The sequence below is a fragment of the Streptosporangium sp. NBC_01755 genome (genome assembly GCF_035917995.1).
GTDB lineage: Bacteria > Actinomycetota > Actinomycetes > Streptosporangiales > Streptosporangiaceae > Streptosporangium.
Window position 1 is genome coordinate 5,546,698 of record NZ_CP109131.1, and the last position, 15,147, is coordinate 5,561,844.

Here is a 15,147-nt window from a genome sequence, read left to right on the forward strand (position 1 = left end):
ATATGGGGTGGACTAGGGAGGGATCCGAATGCTGGAACGATTCCGGCTGGACGGCAAGGTCGCGGTCGTTACCGGCGCGTCCTCGGGGCTCGGCGTCGCGTTCGCGAGGGGTCTGGCCGAGGCGGGTGCGGACATCGTGATCGGCGCTCGCAGGAAGGATCGTCTTGAGGAGACCCGCGCCCTGGTCGAGGAGACCGGCAGGCGATGCGTGGCCCTCGTCACCGACGTGACCAAGCCCGAGGACTGCCAGGCCCTGGCTGAAGCGGCGGTCACGGAACTGGGCGCGGTGGACATTCTGATCAACAACGCGGGTGTGGGCGCCGCGATCCCGGCACTGAGGGAGACGCCCGAGCAGTTCAGGCAGGTGGTGGAGATCAACCTGCACGGCACCTACTGGATGGCGCAGGCCTGTGCCAGGGTCATGAAGCCCGGCTCCTCGATCGTCAATGTCGGCAGCATCCTGGGCGAGACGACCGCCGGGCTGCCGCAGGCCGCCTACAGCGCTTCCAAGGCGGGGGTCGTCGGCCTCACCCGCGATCTCGCTCAGCAGTGGACGGGGCGTCGCGGCATCCGGGTCAACTGTGTCGAGCCGGGCTTCTTCGCCTCGGAGATGACCGACCAGTACGCGGAGGGCTATCTGGCCTGGCAGTTTGAGCACCGGGTGCTGATGAAGCGCCCCGGCGATCCGGCCGAACTCGTCGCAACGGCGATCTTCCTTGCCTCGGACGCCGCCTCGTACGTCACCGGTGCGGTGATCCCGGTCGACGGCGGGATCCTGATCACCTGACCTGGGAGGCCGCGGAGACCTTCTCCCCGAGGCCTGGGTGAGCGGGCGCGCGGGGAGAAGGGGAGGGGTCGAGGGCGTCAGTAGAGCCAGTCGATGGCGTCGACGCTGTCGTTGGTGTCCGGCGGCTCTTCCAGCGAGTAACCGGGATACAGGGTGCGCTCCGCACCCTCGTAGTCGATCAGCTGGACGTAGTAGCCGGTGTTGTTGATCCACGATGAGACGTTGTTCGCGGCGGTGGAGGTGCCGCCCACGCCGCCCGGCATCGGCACGTTGTTCAGATCGGTCGGGTAGCCCGCGGGGATGCTGTATCCCGGTCCGTTGAAGCCGTAGTCGCGGTAGAGGCAGAGGCTGTTGAAGGGGCAGCTCGCGTTCTCTTCGAGCTGGATCACCCTCGGTGGCAGGGTGGAGGACTGTTGCGCCGCCGCCGTGCCGACGCCGGTCCCGGAGGCCAGGAGCAGGGCGGCCGTGGTGGTGACCAGCCCTGTCGTGGTTCGTGCGAGGCGGGGATGACGCGATGAGATCTTACCCATGCGAATCCTCTTCGTAGTCGTTCACTCACCCGTCGTGAGCGCTCTTGGCCATTAGAGCACCGTTACTTTACGTAGTCGATAGTCGCGTTGAGTAAAAATTCTGAGGCGCGCTTCCAGTGAGGTGCTGCTCGTAATGCATTTGTGCGGGTCAGGTGAGAGACGTGGTTGAGGTGCGGATTGACGCGTTGAAAATCCTCTCGGTGCTCCGAAGGCTGCTTGAGGCTTTTAGGATTGAAGGAGGTATCTGGAATAATTTGCCGCTTCAGAGGTAGTGAACGCGCGGGAGAGGTGGCACAGTGCGGGCTGCGCTGGCACGAGGCATGGTCGTCGCGACGATCGCGTTCACGGTGGCGGGCTGTGGCCCGATTCCGGGCGATCTGGACGGCGGGCCGACGTCTGCCGGCGGCGGGCAGTCCGCGTCCGAGGCGCTCAAGGACCTGAAGAGCCTTGATGTCAAGGGCCGCGCCCCGATGACCGGTTTCGACCGTGACGAGTTCGGTCCCGCATGGTCGGACGTCGACAAGAACGGCTGTGACACCCGCAACGACATTCTCATTCGCGACCTGAAGGACGAGACTTTCAAGGAGGGCGGCAAGAACTGCATTGTGCAGTCCGGCATTCTCGACGACCCCTACAGCGGCAAGACCATCAAGTTCGAGCGTGGCACGCGGACCAGTTCGGCGGTGCAGATCGACCACGTGATCGCGCTCGCCGACGCCTGGCAGAAGGGCGCCCAGGGGTGGACCAAGACCAAGCGCAAGGAGCTGGCCAACGACCCGCTGAACCTGCTGGCCGTCGACGGACCGTTGAACAGCCAGAAGGGCGCCGGTGACGCGGCGACGTGGCTCCCGCCGCGCCACGCCTACCGGTGCCCCTACGTCGAGCGCCAGATCAAGGTGAAGGTCAAGTACGGCCTGTGGGTGACGCCCGCGGAGAAGGACGCCATGCAGGCCGTACTCGAGGCCTGCTGATCAGTCGTCGTACTCGCGCTTCAACTTGATGATCTTTCCTGTCCTCGCCGACACGTAGACGTCGTACTCCCAGGCGCCCTTGTGCAGCTCGACCTTCCAGGCGCGCCGGCCGTGCTCCCACTCGCGTTCGACCTTGCTCACGCGCGCGCCGGGAAGGCGCTTCTTGGCGATCTGCACGGCCTTGCGGGAGGAGATGGCCGCCGCGGTGGTGCCTGTGGTGCCTGTGGTGCCTGTGGTTCCCGTGGTGCCTGTGGCGCCGGTCGTGCCGGCGGCCGCGGTGGCGGTGATCGCCGCGCTGTCCGTCTGGTGCGCGGCGAGGGCGATGCCGCCCCCTCCGGTCAGCAGGGCGGCGGTTGCGAGGGTTCCGATGGTGATTCTGGTGATTCGCTTCATGAGTCATGATTTGCGGAGATTTTGCTAGGGGCACGCTAAGAGATCGTTAAGTGAGGAGAACCGGTTCCCGGGCGTCGCCGCGGACGGCCTGGTGGCGGTGCTTCAGAGCCTGGGGCCGGTGCTTCAGAGCCTGGGACCGGATGCTTCCCCGCCTCTCCGCTGCCCGTCTCCGCGGTCCGCTCGTGGCCCGCGGCCCCCGGGGTCGCCGGCCGGGATCGCTTAGTCGGCTCCGATCGAGAACGACGTGGTGAGGTCGCGCGTCCGATCCACCTTCGCCTGCCGGGAGTGGTCGTCGCAGGCCAGTCTCACCGCGGCCCGCACCGCGATGTGAGTATCCAGTTCCGCGTGCAGGATGGCCATCCGGTCCTGGATCTCGGCGAGCATCGCGCAGGTCGTCTGCGCCTGGAGACGCAGCGTCTCCAGGCGTGCCGCGGCCTCCCGCCTCAGGCGCGACGACCTCTCCAGGGCAGGATGCACCGGGCGTTCCGCAGGCGGGCACGTCAGGCGTCCCCCTGCCTGGAGCGCACCGCTCCCCCGGGGAGCGGCGCGCTCCAGGCAGGGGGACGCCCTCGTCTCCGGGCCGTCTCCCGGCCTGGAGGCGAGGGTGTCGACGGGCGGTGTGGCGGCCCTGCGCGCGCGGCGCCCGCCGCCGACGCGACGCAGGACAGGGGCGTGCCGCAGGGGGAGCGACGGGGGTTCGGGGAACTGGTCCAGATGGGAGACGGTGACCAGGCCCGGGTGTTCGGGCCCCTGCGCCCCCCAGAGCATGTTGAACAACCGGGCGACGGTCGGGGAGGGGACGACGAACAGTTCTCCTCCGGCCACGCGAAGACCCTGGTGGATCCGCTCCAGCGCCCGAGCCCCGCGGATGTCACAGAAGAGCAGTTCGCCGGCGTCCACGAGAATATGCCGCGCACCTGTGCGAATGAGGTGTTCCAGCTCCGACTCCAGCAGCCGGTAATTGAAGGCGTCCACCTCGCCCGTCACGGCCACCAGAGCCGTGTCGCCGTACTGGTGAATGACATACACCGACATATCCATGCTGGCCACATACCCTTCAAGGGATTTTCCGGGCTCCGCCGACAATCCTATGGTTCCCCAGTATGAATGGGTCCCGGTGGGATAGAAGCTAAATGTGGCAGGTTCCAATGGGCGTGACCTGGCGGTCGTCGCCGCCTCCACGGGCGGGGTGGCGGCCCTGCGCACCCTGCCGGCGGAGTGGCCGCGCATGCTGGAGCGTGCGGAGGCGCAGGGAAGGAAACATTCCTCGCAGCGGCTGCTGGAGGACGCCGCGCAGACCAGACGGGCAGTGGAGACGATGCGAATGCCACAAAGCCGCATCGACGGCACCGGTGATGGCTTTGCCCTCACGTAGCGGTCGGTGACGGGCCTAGGCTGGCAGTGTGATGCCCGGCGACGAACGTGAATTCGACGATCTCCTGCTCATGTTGAAGGAGACGCGCGGTTTCGATTTCACGGGGTACAAGCGCACCACCCTCATGCGTCGCATCAGCAGGAGGCTCGGGGCGCTCAAGCTGCGTGACTACGGTGAGTATCGTGATTATTTAGAGCTGGAACCCGAGGAGTTCGGCAGGCTCTTCGACAGCCTGCTGATCAACGTCACCGCCTTCTTCCGCGATCCGCCCGCCTGGCAGACGCTCCGCGAGAGCGTGATCCCCTCCCTGCTGGAGAGCAAAGGGCCGGGAAAGGTGATCCGGATCTGGAGCGCGGGCTGTGCGACGGGAGAGGAGGCCTACAGCCTCGCGATGCTGCTGGCCGAGGAGCTCGGCATGGACGCCTTCCGTGAACGGGTGAAGATCTACGCCACGGACCTCGATCAGAAGGCCCTCCAAACGGCGCGCGCGGCGGTCTACAGCGAGCGCCGGCTCTCCGAGTTGCCGGACGGGCTGCGCCAGAAGTACTTCGAGCCGGCGGACGCCGGCTTCGCGTTCCGCCGCGACCTGCGACGCCAGCTGATCTTCGGTCGTAACGACCTCACGCGCGACGCGCCGATCTCCCGGGTCGATCTGATGCTGGCCCGCAACACGCTGATGTACTTCAACAGCGAGACCCAGCTCAGCATCGTCCGCCGATTCCACTTCGCGCTCTCCGACCCCGGTTACCTCTTCCTGGGCAAGGCGGAGATGCTGCTCAATCACGGTGACAGGTTCGAGCCGGTGAACCTCCGGATGAGGCTGTTCAAGAAGATCGGATCGCCGCCACCCGGCAACCGCGTCACCTGGGCGCCGGGCACCGGTGTGTCGCAGAGCCACCCGTACGTGCGGCACACGGTGCTGCAGGCGGCGGCGCTCGCCACCGGTCCTGTCGCCCAGATAGCGCTCGACCGTTCCAGGAACCTCGCCCTGGCGAACTCGCGGGCCGAGCTGCTCTTCAACCTCAATCCGCGCGACATCGGGCGGCCGTTCCAGGATCTGGAGATCTCCTACCGGCCGGTCGAGCTCCGCTCGGTGATCGACCAGGTGGAGCAGGACCTGCGCGTCGCCGAGTTGCAGGACGTCACCTGGCGCCGGCCGGACGCGCCGGAGGCGAGCGTCTTCGACATCGCCGTCGTCCCGCTTGTCGAGCCGGGCGGTGAGCTGGTGGGCGTCGGCGTCAACTTCCACGACGTGACGCGCTACCGTCGGCTCCGCGACCGGCTGGAGCAGACGAACAGGGAGCTGGAGCACGCCTACGAGGAGCTGCAGTCGACCAACGAGGAGCTGGAGACCACCAACGAGGAGCTGCAGTCGACCAACGAGGAGCTGGAGACCACCAACGAGGAGCTGCAGTCCACGAACGAGGAACTGGAGACGATGAACGAGGAGCTGCAGTCCACGAACGACGAGCTCCAGCAGATCAACGACACCCTGAATTCCTGTAGCGACGAGCTCAAGCGGGCCACCGACCTCGTCTCCTCGGTGGTGCGCAGCCTTGGCGACGCCGTGGCCGTGGTCGACACGGACCTGAGGGTGCTGGTCTGGAGCCCGGGAGCCGAGGAGCTGTGGGGGCTCCGCACGGACGAGGCGCTCGGTTGCCGGCTGGCCTCTCTCGACATCGGTCTTCCCGTCGGGGAGATCCTGGCTCAGGTGCAGCGGATGCTGGACGCGGAGCCCGGCCCGGGAAACGATCGCGGTGACAGCGTCACCCTGGACGGCGTGAACCGGAGAGGACGTCCCACCAGGCTCCGTGTCGATCTCTCCCGGCTGCACACCGACGACATGTCGCCGGATGGAGTGATCATGGTGATGAACCTGCTCCACTAGGAGCAGGACCGGCCTTTCCTCAGGACCGGCCTTTCCTCAGGACCGGCCGTTCCTCAGGACCGGCCGTTCCTCAGGACCGGCCTTTCCTCAGGACCGGCCGTTCCTCAGGACGGGACGGCGGGCAGGAACAGGGTCACGCCCGCTCCGCCCGCGGAGGATGTTCGCAGGGACAGCGAGCCGCCCGCCGACTCGGCGGTGCGGCGGGCGATGTCGAGGCCGAGGCCGGTCGACCCGGCCCCGCTCTCACCGCGCTGCAGCGGGTCGGAGGTGGCGAAGCCGGGACCGGCGTCGGCGACGGTCAGCAGCGCGCCACCCTCGGCCGGCTCCAAGCGTACGGAGAACGAGACCCCCTCGGGTGTGTGCGCGAACACGTTGCCGAGCAGCGCGTCCACGCAGGCGGCCAGCTCGTCCGCGGCGACGGCGACCGGCAGCGGGCCCGGTGCCAGGTCGAGGGTGAAATGCCGCGACTGATCCTCGGCGAGCACCGACCAGAACGCGACCCGGGCCGCGGTCACCGCCGCCGCGTCGCACTCGGCCCGCTCCCGCACCCGCCGTCTGGCCTCGGTGATCACCGAGGTGACGGCGCGTTCCAGGGCGTCCACCCAGGCCTCGATCCTGGCCGACTCCTCCGGGTCGGTCAGGGACTCCGCCTCCAGTCTCAGCCCGGTCAGCGGGGTGCGCAGCCGGTGTGACAGGTCGGCGGCGCTCTCCCGCTCCTCCGCCAGCAGGCCGGTGATGCGCTCGGCCAGGTGGTTGAGGGCGAGGCCGACCGCGTGCACCTCGACCGGGCCGTCGGGCACGGTCCTGGCGGACAGATCGCCCGCGGCGAGCCGGTGCGAGACCCCCGCCAGCGCGGTGATCGGCCTGATCACCGCGCGGGCCAGCCGGTCGCCGACCAGCACGCCCAGACCGACCAGGGCCAGGCCGAGCGCCGCCAGTCCGGCCCAGACCTGGGGCACCCCCCTGGTCAGCCGGTCGTCGTCCAGGAACACCCGGACCACCGCGGTGCCCCCGGGCGCTCCCTGGACCGAGACCAGGATCTCCCGCCCGCCGGGGACGGCGGCGGTGACGCTGCGACCGAGGAAGGACAGCTCCACGGCGGTGGAGCGCGAGGCGGGGGCACCGATCACCTGGCCGTCGGGGAGGAAGACGGTGACCGGATGCGAGGTCTGTTCCGTGGTGAGCCGCAGGGTCTCGGTGTCCACGGCGCCGACCGCGACGGCCACCGACTCGGCCTCGCTCTCGGCCTCGCTGACCGCCCCGCTCACCGCCACCGTGCGGACCAGGAGCGCCAGCGGGACCATCAGCGCGATCAGTACGAGGGAGGTGGTCGCCGCGACCAGCAGGGTCAGCCAGCGCCTCATGCCGGGGCGGCCAGTCGCACGCCTACACCCCTGACGGTCTGCAGGTAGCGGGGCTCCTGGGAGGTCTCGCCCAGCTTGCGGCGGAGCCACGACAGGTGGACGTCCACGGTCTTGTCGGCTCCGCCGTAGGGGATCTGCCAGACGTGGGTGAGCAGCTCCCGCTTGGTGACCACCTCGCCGGGGCGGGTGGCCAGGTAGTGGAGCAGGTCGAACTCCCGGGGGCTCAGATCCAGTGGCGTACCGTCCAAGGTCGCCTCCCGGGTGCGCGGGTCGATCCGCAGGCCCCCGACGGTGACCGAGCTGTCGGCGCGGTTCTCACCGGCCACCCGCCGGAGCACCGCCCGTATCCGGGCGTCGAGCTGGGTCGCGCTGAACGGCTTGACCACGTAGTCGTCGGCGCCCGCGTCCAGCAACCTGACCATCTCCGCGTCGCCGTCCCGCGCGGTCGCCACGATCACCGGGACCCGGCTCACCGCCCGGAGCATCCGAAGGAGATCCAGCCCATCCATATCGGGCAGGCCGAGATCGAGTACCACCAGGTCGGGGCGTTCCTCGACGGCCAGCCGGAGGCCGTCGAGAGCGGCGGGAGCGGACGACACGGCGTGGCCGCGGTCGCGCAGGCCCCGGGTGAGGGAGGTGCGGATCGCGACGTCGTCCTCGATGAGCAGTACGTTTGACATTTGCCGCCACGTTAGCCTTCCGCCGTGCCACCTCCAAAGCGGGTTATCGGCCCCTTAACCTCGTCTTAGGGCGTGGTTACCTCTATACAAACAGCACTACGCCGAGGTTGTCGATTGCCTGAGTATTGCGGAGTTAAGCGCTCAAACCCAAGGTAGATCTTCGGGAGGGCGCTCACAGACCCCGTGTTTCCGCGCCGTCCTGCGATGGGTTCGGGGCAGCCGTTACTCGTTGTCGGTGGGCTCTGGGCCGACGAAGGACCCGTAGTTCGGCCGGGTGTAGATCAGGCCTTCTGTGCGTAGGCCGGCGGTGACTTTCCGCGCGGTGGTGTAGGCGATGCCGAACTCTTCGACGATGCCGCGCTCGGAGATCAGCCGCCCGGGCGGGTACTCGCCGGACTCGATGCGCTTGCGGATCACCCGTGCAACCTGCTCCCACCTGGCCGAGTCGGCACGCCATTCGATCATGAGCCGCACTGTAGGTGATCATGGAGCAGGGTCTCTCGGCGGCTGGGCGTGCACCGCAGTGCACTGCTGTATAGAGCGGGGTAGAGCGGTCGTGATTCAATCGGGGCAGGGCGGGTCGGTGCAGAGCCACCTGCATCGGCCCGCCCTGCCAACTAGCCTGGAGTTCCATCTAGGGGCCGACCACGACTTGTGTACACAGTTATAAGTGTGTACTGTTCTGGGCATGAGGAACGAGATCAACCTCCGCGAGGCCCGCGCCCGCATCGGCTACCTGGTCGAGCGCGCCGAGCACGCCGGAGAGATCACCATCATCACGCGGCACGGCCACCCGGCCGCCGCGCTCGTCCCCATCCCCCAGGAGCCCGCCATGTCCGACCACGCGAAGCACTACAAGCCGATGAACGACGTCCAGTTCGTCGCCGAACTTCAGCAGCTCGGACCCGCCGGAGGTTGGGCCGACTACGTCGAGGAGGAGGTGAAGCGCCGGGACCTGATCGCGTGCAAGCTCGCCCTGGCCTCGCGAGCGACCATCGACGCCGACGCCACGTACGGCCGCCTCGCCGACCCCGACGCCGACCCGCTCGACCTCGACACCCCGGACTGGCACCGCCCCCCGCTCGGAGAAGCACACCGCACCCTGAGAGCCGCCTACTACGAGCGGCTGGAGGAGATCGCGGCCGGCGCCCCCATGGTCCCCCTCACCGGGCGAATCTCCTAAGACGAAGACGGCCTCACCAGCGCGCCAACGCCAGTGAGGCCGAGCCCAGACATCCAACCCTTACTTGGAGTCCAGACCGTGACCTACAGTATCGCCCTCCCCGCGCTGGCCAGAAAGGCCAAGCCGACCGCCGCCGAGCGACTCGCCACCGCCGCCCAGGCCGCAGCCGACGTCCGCGCCCACGACACCAACCCCGACGTCGTCGCCTACCGCATCGAACGCCTCCGCACCCGCGTGGACATCCTCATCTGGACCGGCCTCATCCTCGGCCTGCTCTTCACCATGGCGACCGTCCAGGGCTTCGCCGCCGCCGGGAAGACCACCTTCAGCATCGAGTGGTGGATCGCCTGGATGCTCGACCCCATGGTGTCCCTCGTCCTCGTCGGCGTCCTCCTGGGCGAGCAGGTCATCGCCCGACACTCGATCGTCGCCGGCGCCTGGGTGCGCCGCACCAAGTGGACCGCGCTCGCCCTCACCTACGCGATGAACACCTGGCAGGCCTGGGCCGAACTCGACCCGGCGGCGATCCTCCTGCACTCCGTGCCGCCCGCGATGGTGTTCTGCGCCGCCGAGGCCGTCACCACACTGAGGTTGCAGATCACCGAGGCCGTACAGCGCGCGTACGACGCGGCCGCCCGTACGGAGCAGCCCGTACAGCAGGACACCCCGCTCCGTACGGTGAGGGTCGCCCGTACCTTCGTTTACGCCGCTGGACCTGCCCGTACGGCCCCCGTACGGCGCGCGCTGGTCTTCCGTACGGGATCGCCCGCACCGGTGACACGGACCGTACGGCGCGCCTTCACCTTCCACGCCGGAGCCCCTACGGTGGAGCAGCCGGCCACCCCGCAGCCCGCGGACCGTGTCGAGTTCGCGAAGCTCCTCACCGGGGAGATCCTGGCCGCGGCCGAGTCCGGCGACCGGTGGGGGCCGGACTACGCCGCCCTGATGGCCCGTAGTCTCCGCTCGAAGTCGTGGTGTGAGAAGAGGGTGAAGGAAGCCCGTACGGCCGTGTTCGCGTAGCCGTACGAAAAGGAGCCCCCGCTCACCCTGTCATCGGGTGGGCGGGGGCTCCCTGTACGCCGTCCTGGCCCCCGGCGAAGGCACCGCCGAGGCTGCGCCGCCAGAACGGACGATCAGAACCGGTCGCGGGGGATTTCCCCACGCAGATCCCGGTAGTAGTAGGCGAGCCTCTCCAGCCAACTGGCCCACCGCGCCATCTCCTCGACGCTGCCGCACTCCTGCAACGCCTCAGCGCGCAGCCGGTCCAGCTCCTCGGGGTCCGCGCCGCGCGCCACCGCTTCGGCGTGCATGCGGCCGAGCTCCTCGGGGGTCACAGTGCGGCCTCCAGCATGGCCGGCGGGCGCTGCTCGTAGTCGTCGACCTGGCGGCATAGATCACCGGGCTGGGTGGCGTGCAGAGTGCGCGCGCACATGCCGCCCGGATGCGGGCCCGCCGCGTACCACCACCCGTTCAGGTGCCACACCGTCCAGCGGGGGAAGGCGTGGCCGATGACTGCGGCGAGCGCGGATGACTCCTCGGCGCTCCTGGTTCTAGGCTGTTCCACGGGTTAGGACCTCGATTCCTGACCAAGGCCCCGGTACGGCGTTACAGCGCCTGCCGGGGCCGTCACTTTAAGCAACCCTCATGCACCACACTACGCCCAAACGTTGGCAGACGTCTGCACTCATTTGCAGATGCGGGCGATCGAGGGACCACGATCGCGGACATCTACCGTCCGTGCCCATGACGATCGACCACGACGGCGCCACCCCGGTGTACCGGCAACTCGCCGATCTCCTGCGCGCTCAAATCGCCTCGGGGGAGCTGCCGCCAGGCCGGGCCATCCCGGCCGAATCTCGTCTCATGCAGATTCACGACCTCGGCCGCGACTCGGTGCGCAAAGCAGTCGCGATCCTCCGCGAGGAGGGCCTGGTGGTCGCGGTGCAGGGACGCGGAACCTTCGTCCTCCGCCAGCCGGAGGAATGACGAAAAGCGCCCCCGCCCACCCCGGTGAAGGGTGAGCGGGGGCGCGCTGTGAACAGGATTTACAGGCTTACAGGCCGCGTAGGTCCCGGCCAGCGTGGACACCCGGATGGGTGCCCTCCTTGTAGGTCGGGGCGCCCTTCCAGCCGAGCAGCACACCGGCCGCCGGCCACTTCGCCTCAACCAGCCGGACCAGCGTGTAGAACGCGCTGATGAGCAGGGAGCCGACAGCCAGGGTTCCAGCCTCGACCGGGAGGTCGATACCGAAGGAGCCGAGCCAGACGGCCACGGTGGGCACCCAGGCGGCCACGTTGGTACGCAGCCAGGACACGAACCAGTCGGACAGGGACATGGGTCCTCCAGGGACTCAGGGGGTGGGGGTGGTGCTCGGGGTCGAGGTGGGCGCGGGCGCGGTGGTGCAGTCGTACGTCAGCACGTCCACTTCGTTGAGGGGTTACTGGACGCCAGCGCGCCAGGCCGCGGGGCCGACGATGCCGTCATCGACCAGGCCCACGGAGCGCTGGAAAGCGCGGGTGGCCGTGCGGGTCTTCGGGCCGAACGAGTTGTCGACGACCGTCTTGCCGTCGTGTTTGCGGAGCGCGGTCTGCCAGGTCCGAACATCCTGGCCACGCATGAGCGGCTGCTCGGCGATGTAGCGGAGCAGCCGGCCCGGCCACGGCGTAGGCCCGCCCCCGTCGACGGCGTCGTTGACGATGGCCTTCGCCCGGCGGACGATCTCCGGCTTCTGAGCGATGATCCGCGCGCCGGGACACATGCTGTGCCCGCCCCACGCCTTGCCGCCCATCGAGTGGTGACCCAGACCCCGCCCGCCCGGATCCGAGGTGACCTGGAGCGGCACGCCGTGCTCGGTGTGAGCCCACGCGAGCACCTGGGCGCACCGGTCGAGCTGGGCGTCGGTGAGCTCGTCGCCGCCCTTGCCTTCGTTTTCGATCGAGATCCAGGACCTGTTCCCCGTGCCTTGGGTCCACGCCTTGTCACGGGTGTCGACCCACTGGACGAGCTGGCCGCCTCGGCTAGTGCCGAAGTGCGAGGAGGCCTGAGCGCGCGGATTCCTGAACCAGCTGTCGGTCCCGCCGAGGGTGCCGGCCATGATGTGCAGAACCACCCCGCGGACCTCAACCTGACCGCCCGGCGTGAAGTTGACGGTGATGGGCTTCCAAGCGGTGCCCGGCATCCTGGCCATGGTCAGGCTCCTCTCGTGGCGACGAAGGACAAGATGGCCAGGATCAGGGAGGCGAACGCCACCAGGGCGGCCAGAGACGGCAGAGGCCACCGGCCCCGCTCCAGGTTCCGGATGCGGGTCTCGTGGTCGGCCAGGTCGGCGACGAGCTCGGCGTGGGCTCCTGCGGTCTGCTCGACCTTCCCGTCGAGCCGGTCCACTTTCCCGCCGACGGTCTTCAGCTCGTCATAGATTTCGCGGGCCCCTATGGTGACCGGGCCAAGAGAGTCGATCGGCAAGGTAGGGCTCCATATCTCATGGGCCCGTGACGGATGACAGATGTGACGCTTAGCTCCGTATGAGCGTCCCGCACGCGCGCGCCACGTTATATAGACAGTGCATTGGAAGAAAATGTGTCATCCGTCATGGGCCGGTCGGAATCAGGGTGTTTTCCCAGCTCAGAGGCTAGATTGGGTCGATGACGGATCTGTCACCGACGAGAAGGGGGGTGTCGTCCGCGCGCCTCCCTTGGGGGCGCATCACCCGCACGCGCGGACGACACGATCAAGGAGTCAGGTGGCGATGTGCTCAGCGGTACGCAGGGATGTCAGCAGCGCCTGATATGAGGTTTGCAGAGCATCGACCGCGTCGACGAGCGCCTGGACCTGGCCCTGCGTATACGTTCCGGGCGCGTTGAAGATGGCCACGGTCGTGTACGCCACCGCGCCGCCCTGCGGGTTCTTGAGACTGTAGGTGGCGCCGCCGGAATCCTTCCAAAACGGCTGACCGCTACTGGCGAACAGGTGCCCGCCGCTGACCGGAGTAGCAGGGGCGGCCATGTTCGGCAGCTCCCAGCCCCTGGACGCCTTCGTCACCGGCTGACGGCGCGAGGTAGACCCCTGAGCCTGGACGACGTCACGCTGCAGATCCCGGATGTCCTGCAACGCGTTGGCAGGCCGAGAATCGCGATCCATCAAGTAACCTCCTGCTCCTCGACAATCAACTGCATCTCGTCCTTGCCGTTCTCCCGGCCTACCGGGACGACCCGGCAACCGATGATGCGGTGCCGGGCGTTCAACCCGGCGCCCAGGCCGACGCGCTTGTGCCACTCGTCGGACAGAACAAACCGGGCAGGGTTACCCAGGTCGTTCGGGGTAAAGGTCGGAACCTTGCCGATCGCGACCGTGACAGAGAACACGCGGACCGCGCCGGACTTACGAGCAGCCCACCCCGCGGCGTAATCCTCCAACGTCTGCTGCACGGTCACACCAGCCCGATCTACCAGGCGGTCAATGCGCGGCCACCCCGCAGCTGTGTGCGGGGCGGACTCGTAGATGCCGGACAGCAGCGGGGTGGCCTCAGTGGAGGCATCGTCGTCGATGGTGTCGCCGCGCGCCTGCCAGTGCGTGCCGCCCTTGAGCGCATCCACCTCAATGGCCCAGTCGAGCACGTCACCGCCGTATGAGCCGGACCCGAACACGTGCTCGGCGTCCGCGTCGCCGAGGGTCGGCGCCCCCCACCGCCAGTGCCGCTCCAGCCCGCCCGAACCGGCACGGCTGTCGATCGTCCATTCGAACCCGTCCAGCACCTCACCCAGCTCGGCGAGGCGTTGACCATAGGTGCCGTTGTCGTCGGCCTTGTAGTGGCGATCGCGAGGTTCGCCGGACGTGCCGGATTGCAAGATCAGGTCAATGTCCGCGCCCGGCACCGCAGCCATGGACTCCAGCAGGGCACGGGCGATCTCGATCTGATCGACGCCTGTGAACTCGAGGTTTTCCCTCAACAGGACATGTTGGAGATAGCCCTCCAACGTGGTTCCCCGTAACTCCAAGACCGGGACTTGTCTCCGGCTCTTACGGATGGCGTAGCCGGTGATCCACGCCTCACCCCAGTAGTCGCCCGCGCGCAGCATCTCGCAGCAGATGACGCCAGGGCCGCGGGTCAGCGCAGCCGGGTCACGGGGGATGATCGCATCGATCTGATCACCAATTTTGGTGCTGGTGATCGGCACGCGAGCGGTGAACGTGCCCGGCGAGGAATCCCGCCGCTCAAAGCTGACGCCGGACAGGTCGAGGTGCCCCAAATAGGCGCGGTCACCCACCATGCGCCGGAACGGGTACTGATACAGCGCGGACCCGGCGCCGGGCGTGAACGGCGGGATCGGCGGCAGTTCCGGCTCAAGGTCCGCTGACGCGATCGACACGGTGATACCAGCGCCGGCCACGGAGATGGTGTTCGGAGTACGCAGAAAGGTTTTGACGCCGGAGGGGGCCGAGCTGGCGATCTGCCGGGTAGCGCTGGCCGAACCCAGGACACCGTCGACCTGGGCGATGCCGCGCATCGTGTACCCGGACGGGGCGGTCCACGTGGTGGCGCCGAGGATCGTGGAGACCGCGGCATAGCGGATCTCCAGGTGGGAGGCCGCCGCAGGAGTGACGGTCGGGGTGGGCGTGCTCGTCCCGAATGATGTCAGGGTCGCGCCGCGCGCCGCGATCGACGCAGAGGCGTCCCGGATGGCGATGATGTGCACCGCGCCGCCGACGTTGCCGGGCTGGCCGAAGGCGTACGTGCTGGGTTCGCCGCCGGAGGCGACCTTGCGCCACACCCGGGTAGGCAGCACGTTGTCGGTGTTCAGGCTGGCGGCACTCACCCACCCGGACGGGGCGGTCATCCCGACCAGCGTTTCATCGTCGCAGGAGTGGAACGCCCACAGCTGGTCGCCGGCGGCGACGCCACTCGGCCGGGCCACCGAAATGCTGGAGCCGGTACCGGTGCCGACCGTGTAGGAGCGAACAGACGCGGGCATCACCCAC

The 15,147-nt window shown here is 68.3% G+C and carries 20 protein-coding genes; 7 read left to right on the forward strand and 13 right to left on the reverse strand.

What is annotated here, in order from left to right; all coding sequences use genetic code 11:
* The first annotated feature begins 28 nt into the window (after positions 1 to 28).
* Positions 29 to 787, forward strand: coding sequence for an SDR family NAD(P)-dependent oxidoreductase (locus OG884_RS26375; RefSeq protein ID WP_326637227.1), 759 nt, complete (start codon positions 29 to 31; stop codon positions 785 to 787).
* A gap of 77 nt (positions 788 to 864) precedes the next feature.
* Here the strand turns inward: OG884_RS26375 and OG884_RS26380 are convergent, their stop codons facing one another.
* Complete coding sequence (locus OG884_RS26380; protein ID WP_326637228.1) at positions 865 to 1,317, reverse strand: peptidase inhibitor family I36 protein; 453 nt, start codon at positions 1,315 to 1,317, stop codon at positions 865 to 867.
* 296 nt (positions 1,318 to 1,613) lie between these two features.
* Here OG884_RS26380 and OG884_RS26385 point away from each other — a divergent pair, with 296 nt between their 5' ends.
* Positions 1,614 to 2,288, forward strand: coding sequence for an HNH endonuclease family protein (locus OG884_RS26385; RefSeq protein WP_326637230.1), 675 nt, complete (start codon positions 1,614 to 1,616; stop codon positions 2,286 to 2,288).
* Here OG884_RS26385 and OG884_RS26390 read toward each other — a convergent pair whose 3' ends face one another.
* Both OG884_RS26390 and OG884_RS26395 read right to left on the reverse strand, forming a co-directional pair.
* On the reverse strand, positions 2,289 to 2,681 hold the full coding sequence (locus tag OG884_RS26390; protein ID WP_326637232.1) for a PepSY domain-containing protein: 393 nt from the start codon (positions 2,679 to 2,681) through the stop codon (positions 2,289 to 2,291).
* A gap of 219 nt (positions 2,682 to 2,900) precedes the next feature.
* On the reverse strand, positions 2,901 to 3,710 hold the full coding sequence (locus OG884_RS26395; protein WP_326637234.1) for an STAS domain-containing protein: 810 nt from the start codon (positions 3,708 to 3,710) through the stop codon (positions 2,901 to 2,903).
* A gap of 106 nt (positions 3,711 to 3,816) precedes the next feature.
* On the opposite strand from OG884_RS26395, the gene OG884_RS26400 reads away from it, so the two are divergent.
* Positions 3,817 to 4,056, forward strand: coding sequence for a hypothetical protein (locus OG884_RS26400; protein ID WP_326637235.1), 240 nt, complete (start codon positions 3,817 to 3,819; stop codon positions 4,054 to 4,056).
* Between the two features lie 31 nt (positions 4,057 to 4,087).
* A complete protein-coding gene (locus OG884_RS26405; protein ID WP_326646999.1) occupies positions 4,088 to 5,944 on the forward strand; it encodes a CheR family methyltransferase in 1,857 nt (618 codons plus the stop codon).
* Between the two features lie 104 nt (positions 5,945 to 6,048).
* On the opposite strand, the gene OG884_RS26410 is transcribed toward OG884_RS26405, so the two are convergent.
* The 3 genes from OG884_RS26410 to OG884_RS26420 form a co-directional block, all read right to left on the reverse strand.
* On the reverse strand, positions 6,049 to 7,308 hold the full coding sequence (locus OG884_RS26410) for a HAMP domain-containing sensor histidine kinase (RefSeq protein WP_326637237.1): 1,260 nt from the start codon (positions 7,306 to 7,308) through the stop codon (positions 6,049 to 6,051).
* Positions 7,305 to 7,988 carry a response regulator transcription factor gene (locus OG884_RS26415; RefSeq protein ID WP_326637239.1) on the reverse strand — a complete coding sequence of 228 codons (684 nt, stop codon included), beginning with the start codon at positions 7,986 to 7,988 and terminating at the stop codon, positions 7,305 to 7,307. Before OG884_RS26415 ends, OG884_RS26410 begins: the two co-directional genes overlap by 4 nt.
* 222 nt (positions 7,989 to 8,210) lie before the next feature.
* The gene (locus tag OG884_RS26420; RefSeq protein WP_326637241.1) at positions 8,211 to 8,453 is read right to left on the reverse strand and encodes a winged helix-turn-helix domain-containing protein; all 243 of its coding nucleotides are present in this window, start codon (positions 8,451 to 8,453) and stop codon (positions 8,211 to 8,213) included.
* Positions 8,454 to 8,676: 223 nt separating this feature from the next.
* Between OG884_RS26420 and OG884_RS26425 the strand changes: the two genes are divergently transcribed.
* Both OG884_RS26425 and OG884_RS26430 read left to right on the forward strand, forming a co-directional pair.
* A complete protein-coding gene (locus OG884_RS26425; RefSeq protein WP_326637242.1) occupies positions 8,677 to 9,171 on the forward strand; it encodes a type II toxin-antitoxin system Phd/YefM family antitoxin in 495 nt (164 codons plus the stop codon).
* A gap of 78 nt (positions 9,172 to 9,249) precedes the next feature.
* Complete coding sequence (locus tag OG884_RS26430; protein ID WP_326637243.1) at positions 9,250 to 10,191, forward strand: hypothetical protein; 942 nt, start codon at positions 9,250 to 9,252, stop codon at positions 10,189 to 10,191.
* 113 nt (positions 10,192 to 10,304) lie between these two features.
* On the opposite strand, the gene OG884_RS26435 is transcribed toward OG884_RS26430, so the two are convergent.
* Positions 10,305 to 10,505 (reverse strand): hypothetical protein, encoded by a 201-nt coding sequence (locus OG884_RS26435; RefSeq protein ID WP_326637245.1) that lies wholly within the window; start codon positions 10,503 to 10,505, stop codon positions 10,305 to 10,307.
* Positions 10,502 to 10,735 (reverse strand): hypothetical protein, encoded by a 234-nt coding sequence (locus OG884_RS26440; protein ID WP_326637247.1) that lies wholly within the window; start codon positions 10,733 to 10,735, stop codon positions 10,502 to 10,504. The genes OG884_RS26435 and OG884_RS26440 overlap by 4 nt, the downstream gene beginning before the upstream one ends.
* A gap of 179 nt (positions 10,736 to 10,914) precedes the next feature.
* Between OG884_RS26440 and OG884_RS26445 the strand changes: the two genes are divergently transcribed.
* The gene (locus tag OG884_RS26445; protein ID WP_326637249.1) at positions 10,915 to 11,157 is read left to right on the forward strand and encodes a winged helix-turn-helix domain-containing protein; all 243 of its coding nucleotides are present in this window, start codon (positions 10,915 to 10,917) and stop codon (positions 11,155 to 11,157) included.
* A 67-nt stretch (positions 11,158 to 11,224) separates the two neighbouring features.
* On the opposite strand, the gene OG884_RS26450 is transcribed toward OG884_RS26445, so the two are convergent.
* From OG884_RS26450 to OG884_RS26470, 5 genes are all read right to left on the reverse strand, one after another.
* Entirely contained in the window at positions 11,225 to 11,506 is a 282-nt protein-coding gene (locus OG884_RS26450) for a hypothetical protein (protein WP_326637251.1), read from the reverse strand.
* 102 nt (positions 11,507 to 11,608) lie between these two features.
* Complete coding sequence (locus tag OG884_RS26455) at positions 11,609 to 12,358, reverse strand: peptidoglycan recognition protein family protein (RefSeq protein WP_326637252.1); 750 nt, start codon at positions 12,356 to 12,358, stop codon at positions 11,609 to 11,611.
* Between the two features lie 2 nt (positions 12,359 to 12,360).
* On the reverse strand, positions 12,361 to 12,633 hold the full coding sequence (locus OG884_RS26460; RefSeq protein WP_326637254.1) for a hypothetical protein: 273 nt from the start codon (positions 12,631 to 12,633) through the stop codon (positions 12,361 to 12,363).
* Positions 12,634 to 12,906: 273 nt separating this feature from the next.
* Positions 12,907 to 13,308, reverse strand: coding sequence for a hypothetical protein (locus OG884_RS26465; RefSeq protein WP_326637256.1), 402 nt, complete (start codon positions 13,306 to 13,308; stop codon positions 12,907 to 12,909).
* Positions 13,308 to 15,143, reverse strand: a complete 1,836-nt coding sequence (locus OG884_RS26470) for a hypothetical protein (protein WP_326637258.1) — start codon at positions 15,141 to 15,143, stop codon at positions 13,308 to 13,310. The genes OG884_RS26465 and OG884_RS26470 overlap by 1 nt, the downstream gene beginning before the upstream one ends.
* Between the last annotated feature and the right edge of the window lie 4 nt (positions 15,144 to 15,147).

Coding starts and splice junctions, on each gene's coding strand:
- OG884_RS26375 (WP_326637227.1), top strand. CDS start 29: ATGCTGGAACGATTCCGGCTGGACGGCAAGGTCGCGGTCGTTACCGGC.
- OG884_RS26380 (WP_326637228.1), bottom strand. CDS start 1,317: ATGGGTAAGATCTCATCGCGTCATCCCCGCCTCGCACGAACCACGACA.
- OG884_RS26390 (WP_326637232.1), bottom strand. CDS start 2,681: ATGAAGCGAATCACCAGAATCACCATCGGAACCCTCGCAACCGCCGCC.
- OG884_RS26405 (WP_326646999.1), top strand. CDS start 4,088: ATGCCCGGCGACGAACGTGAATTCGACGATCTCCTGCTCATGTTGAAG.
- OG884_RS26410 (WP_326637237.1), bottom strand. CDS start 7,308: ATGAGGCGCTGGCTGACCCTGCTGGTCGCGGCGACCACCTCCCTCGTA.
- OG884_RS26415 (WP_326637239.1), bottom strand. CDS start 7,988: ATGTCAAACGTACTGCTCATCGAGGACGACGTCGCGATCCGCACCTCC.
- OG884_RS26420 (WP_326637241.1), bottom strand. CDS start 8,453: ATGATCGAATGGCGTGCCGACTCGGCCAGGTGGGAGCAGGTTGCACGG.
- OG884_RS26425 (WP_326637242.1), top strand. CDS start 8,677: ATGAGGAACGAGATCAACCTCCGCGAGGCCCGCGCCCGCATCGGCTAC.
- OG884_RS26445 (WP_326637249.1), top strand. CDS start 10,915: ATGACGATCGACCACGACGGCGCCACCCCGGTGTACCGGCAACTCGCC.
- OG884_RS26450 (WP_326637251.1), bottom strand. CDS start 11,506: ATGTCCCTGTCCGACTGGTTCGTGTCCTGGCTGCGTACCAACGTGGCC.
- OG884_RS26455 (WP_326637252.1), bottom strand. CDS start 12,358: ATGGCCAGGATGCCGGGCACCGCTTGGAAGCCCATCACCGTCAACTTC.
- OG884_RS26465 (WP_326637256.1), bottom strand. CDS start 13,308: ATGGATCGCGATTCTCGGCCTGCCAACGCGTTGCAGGACATCCGGGAT.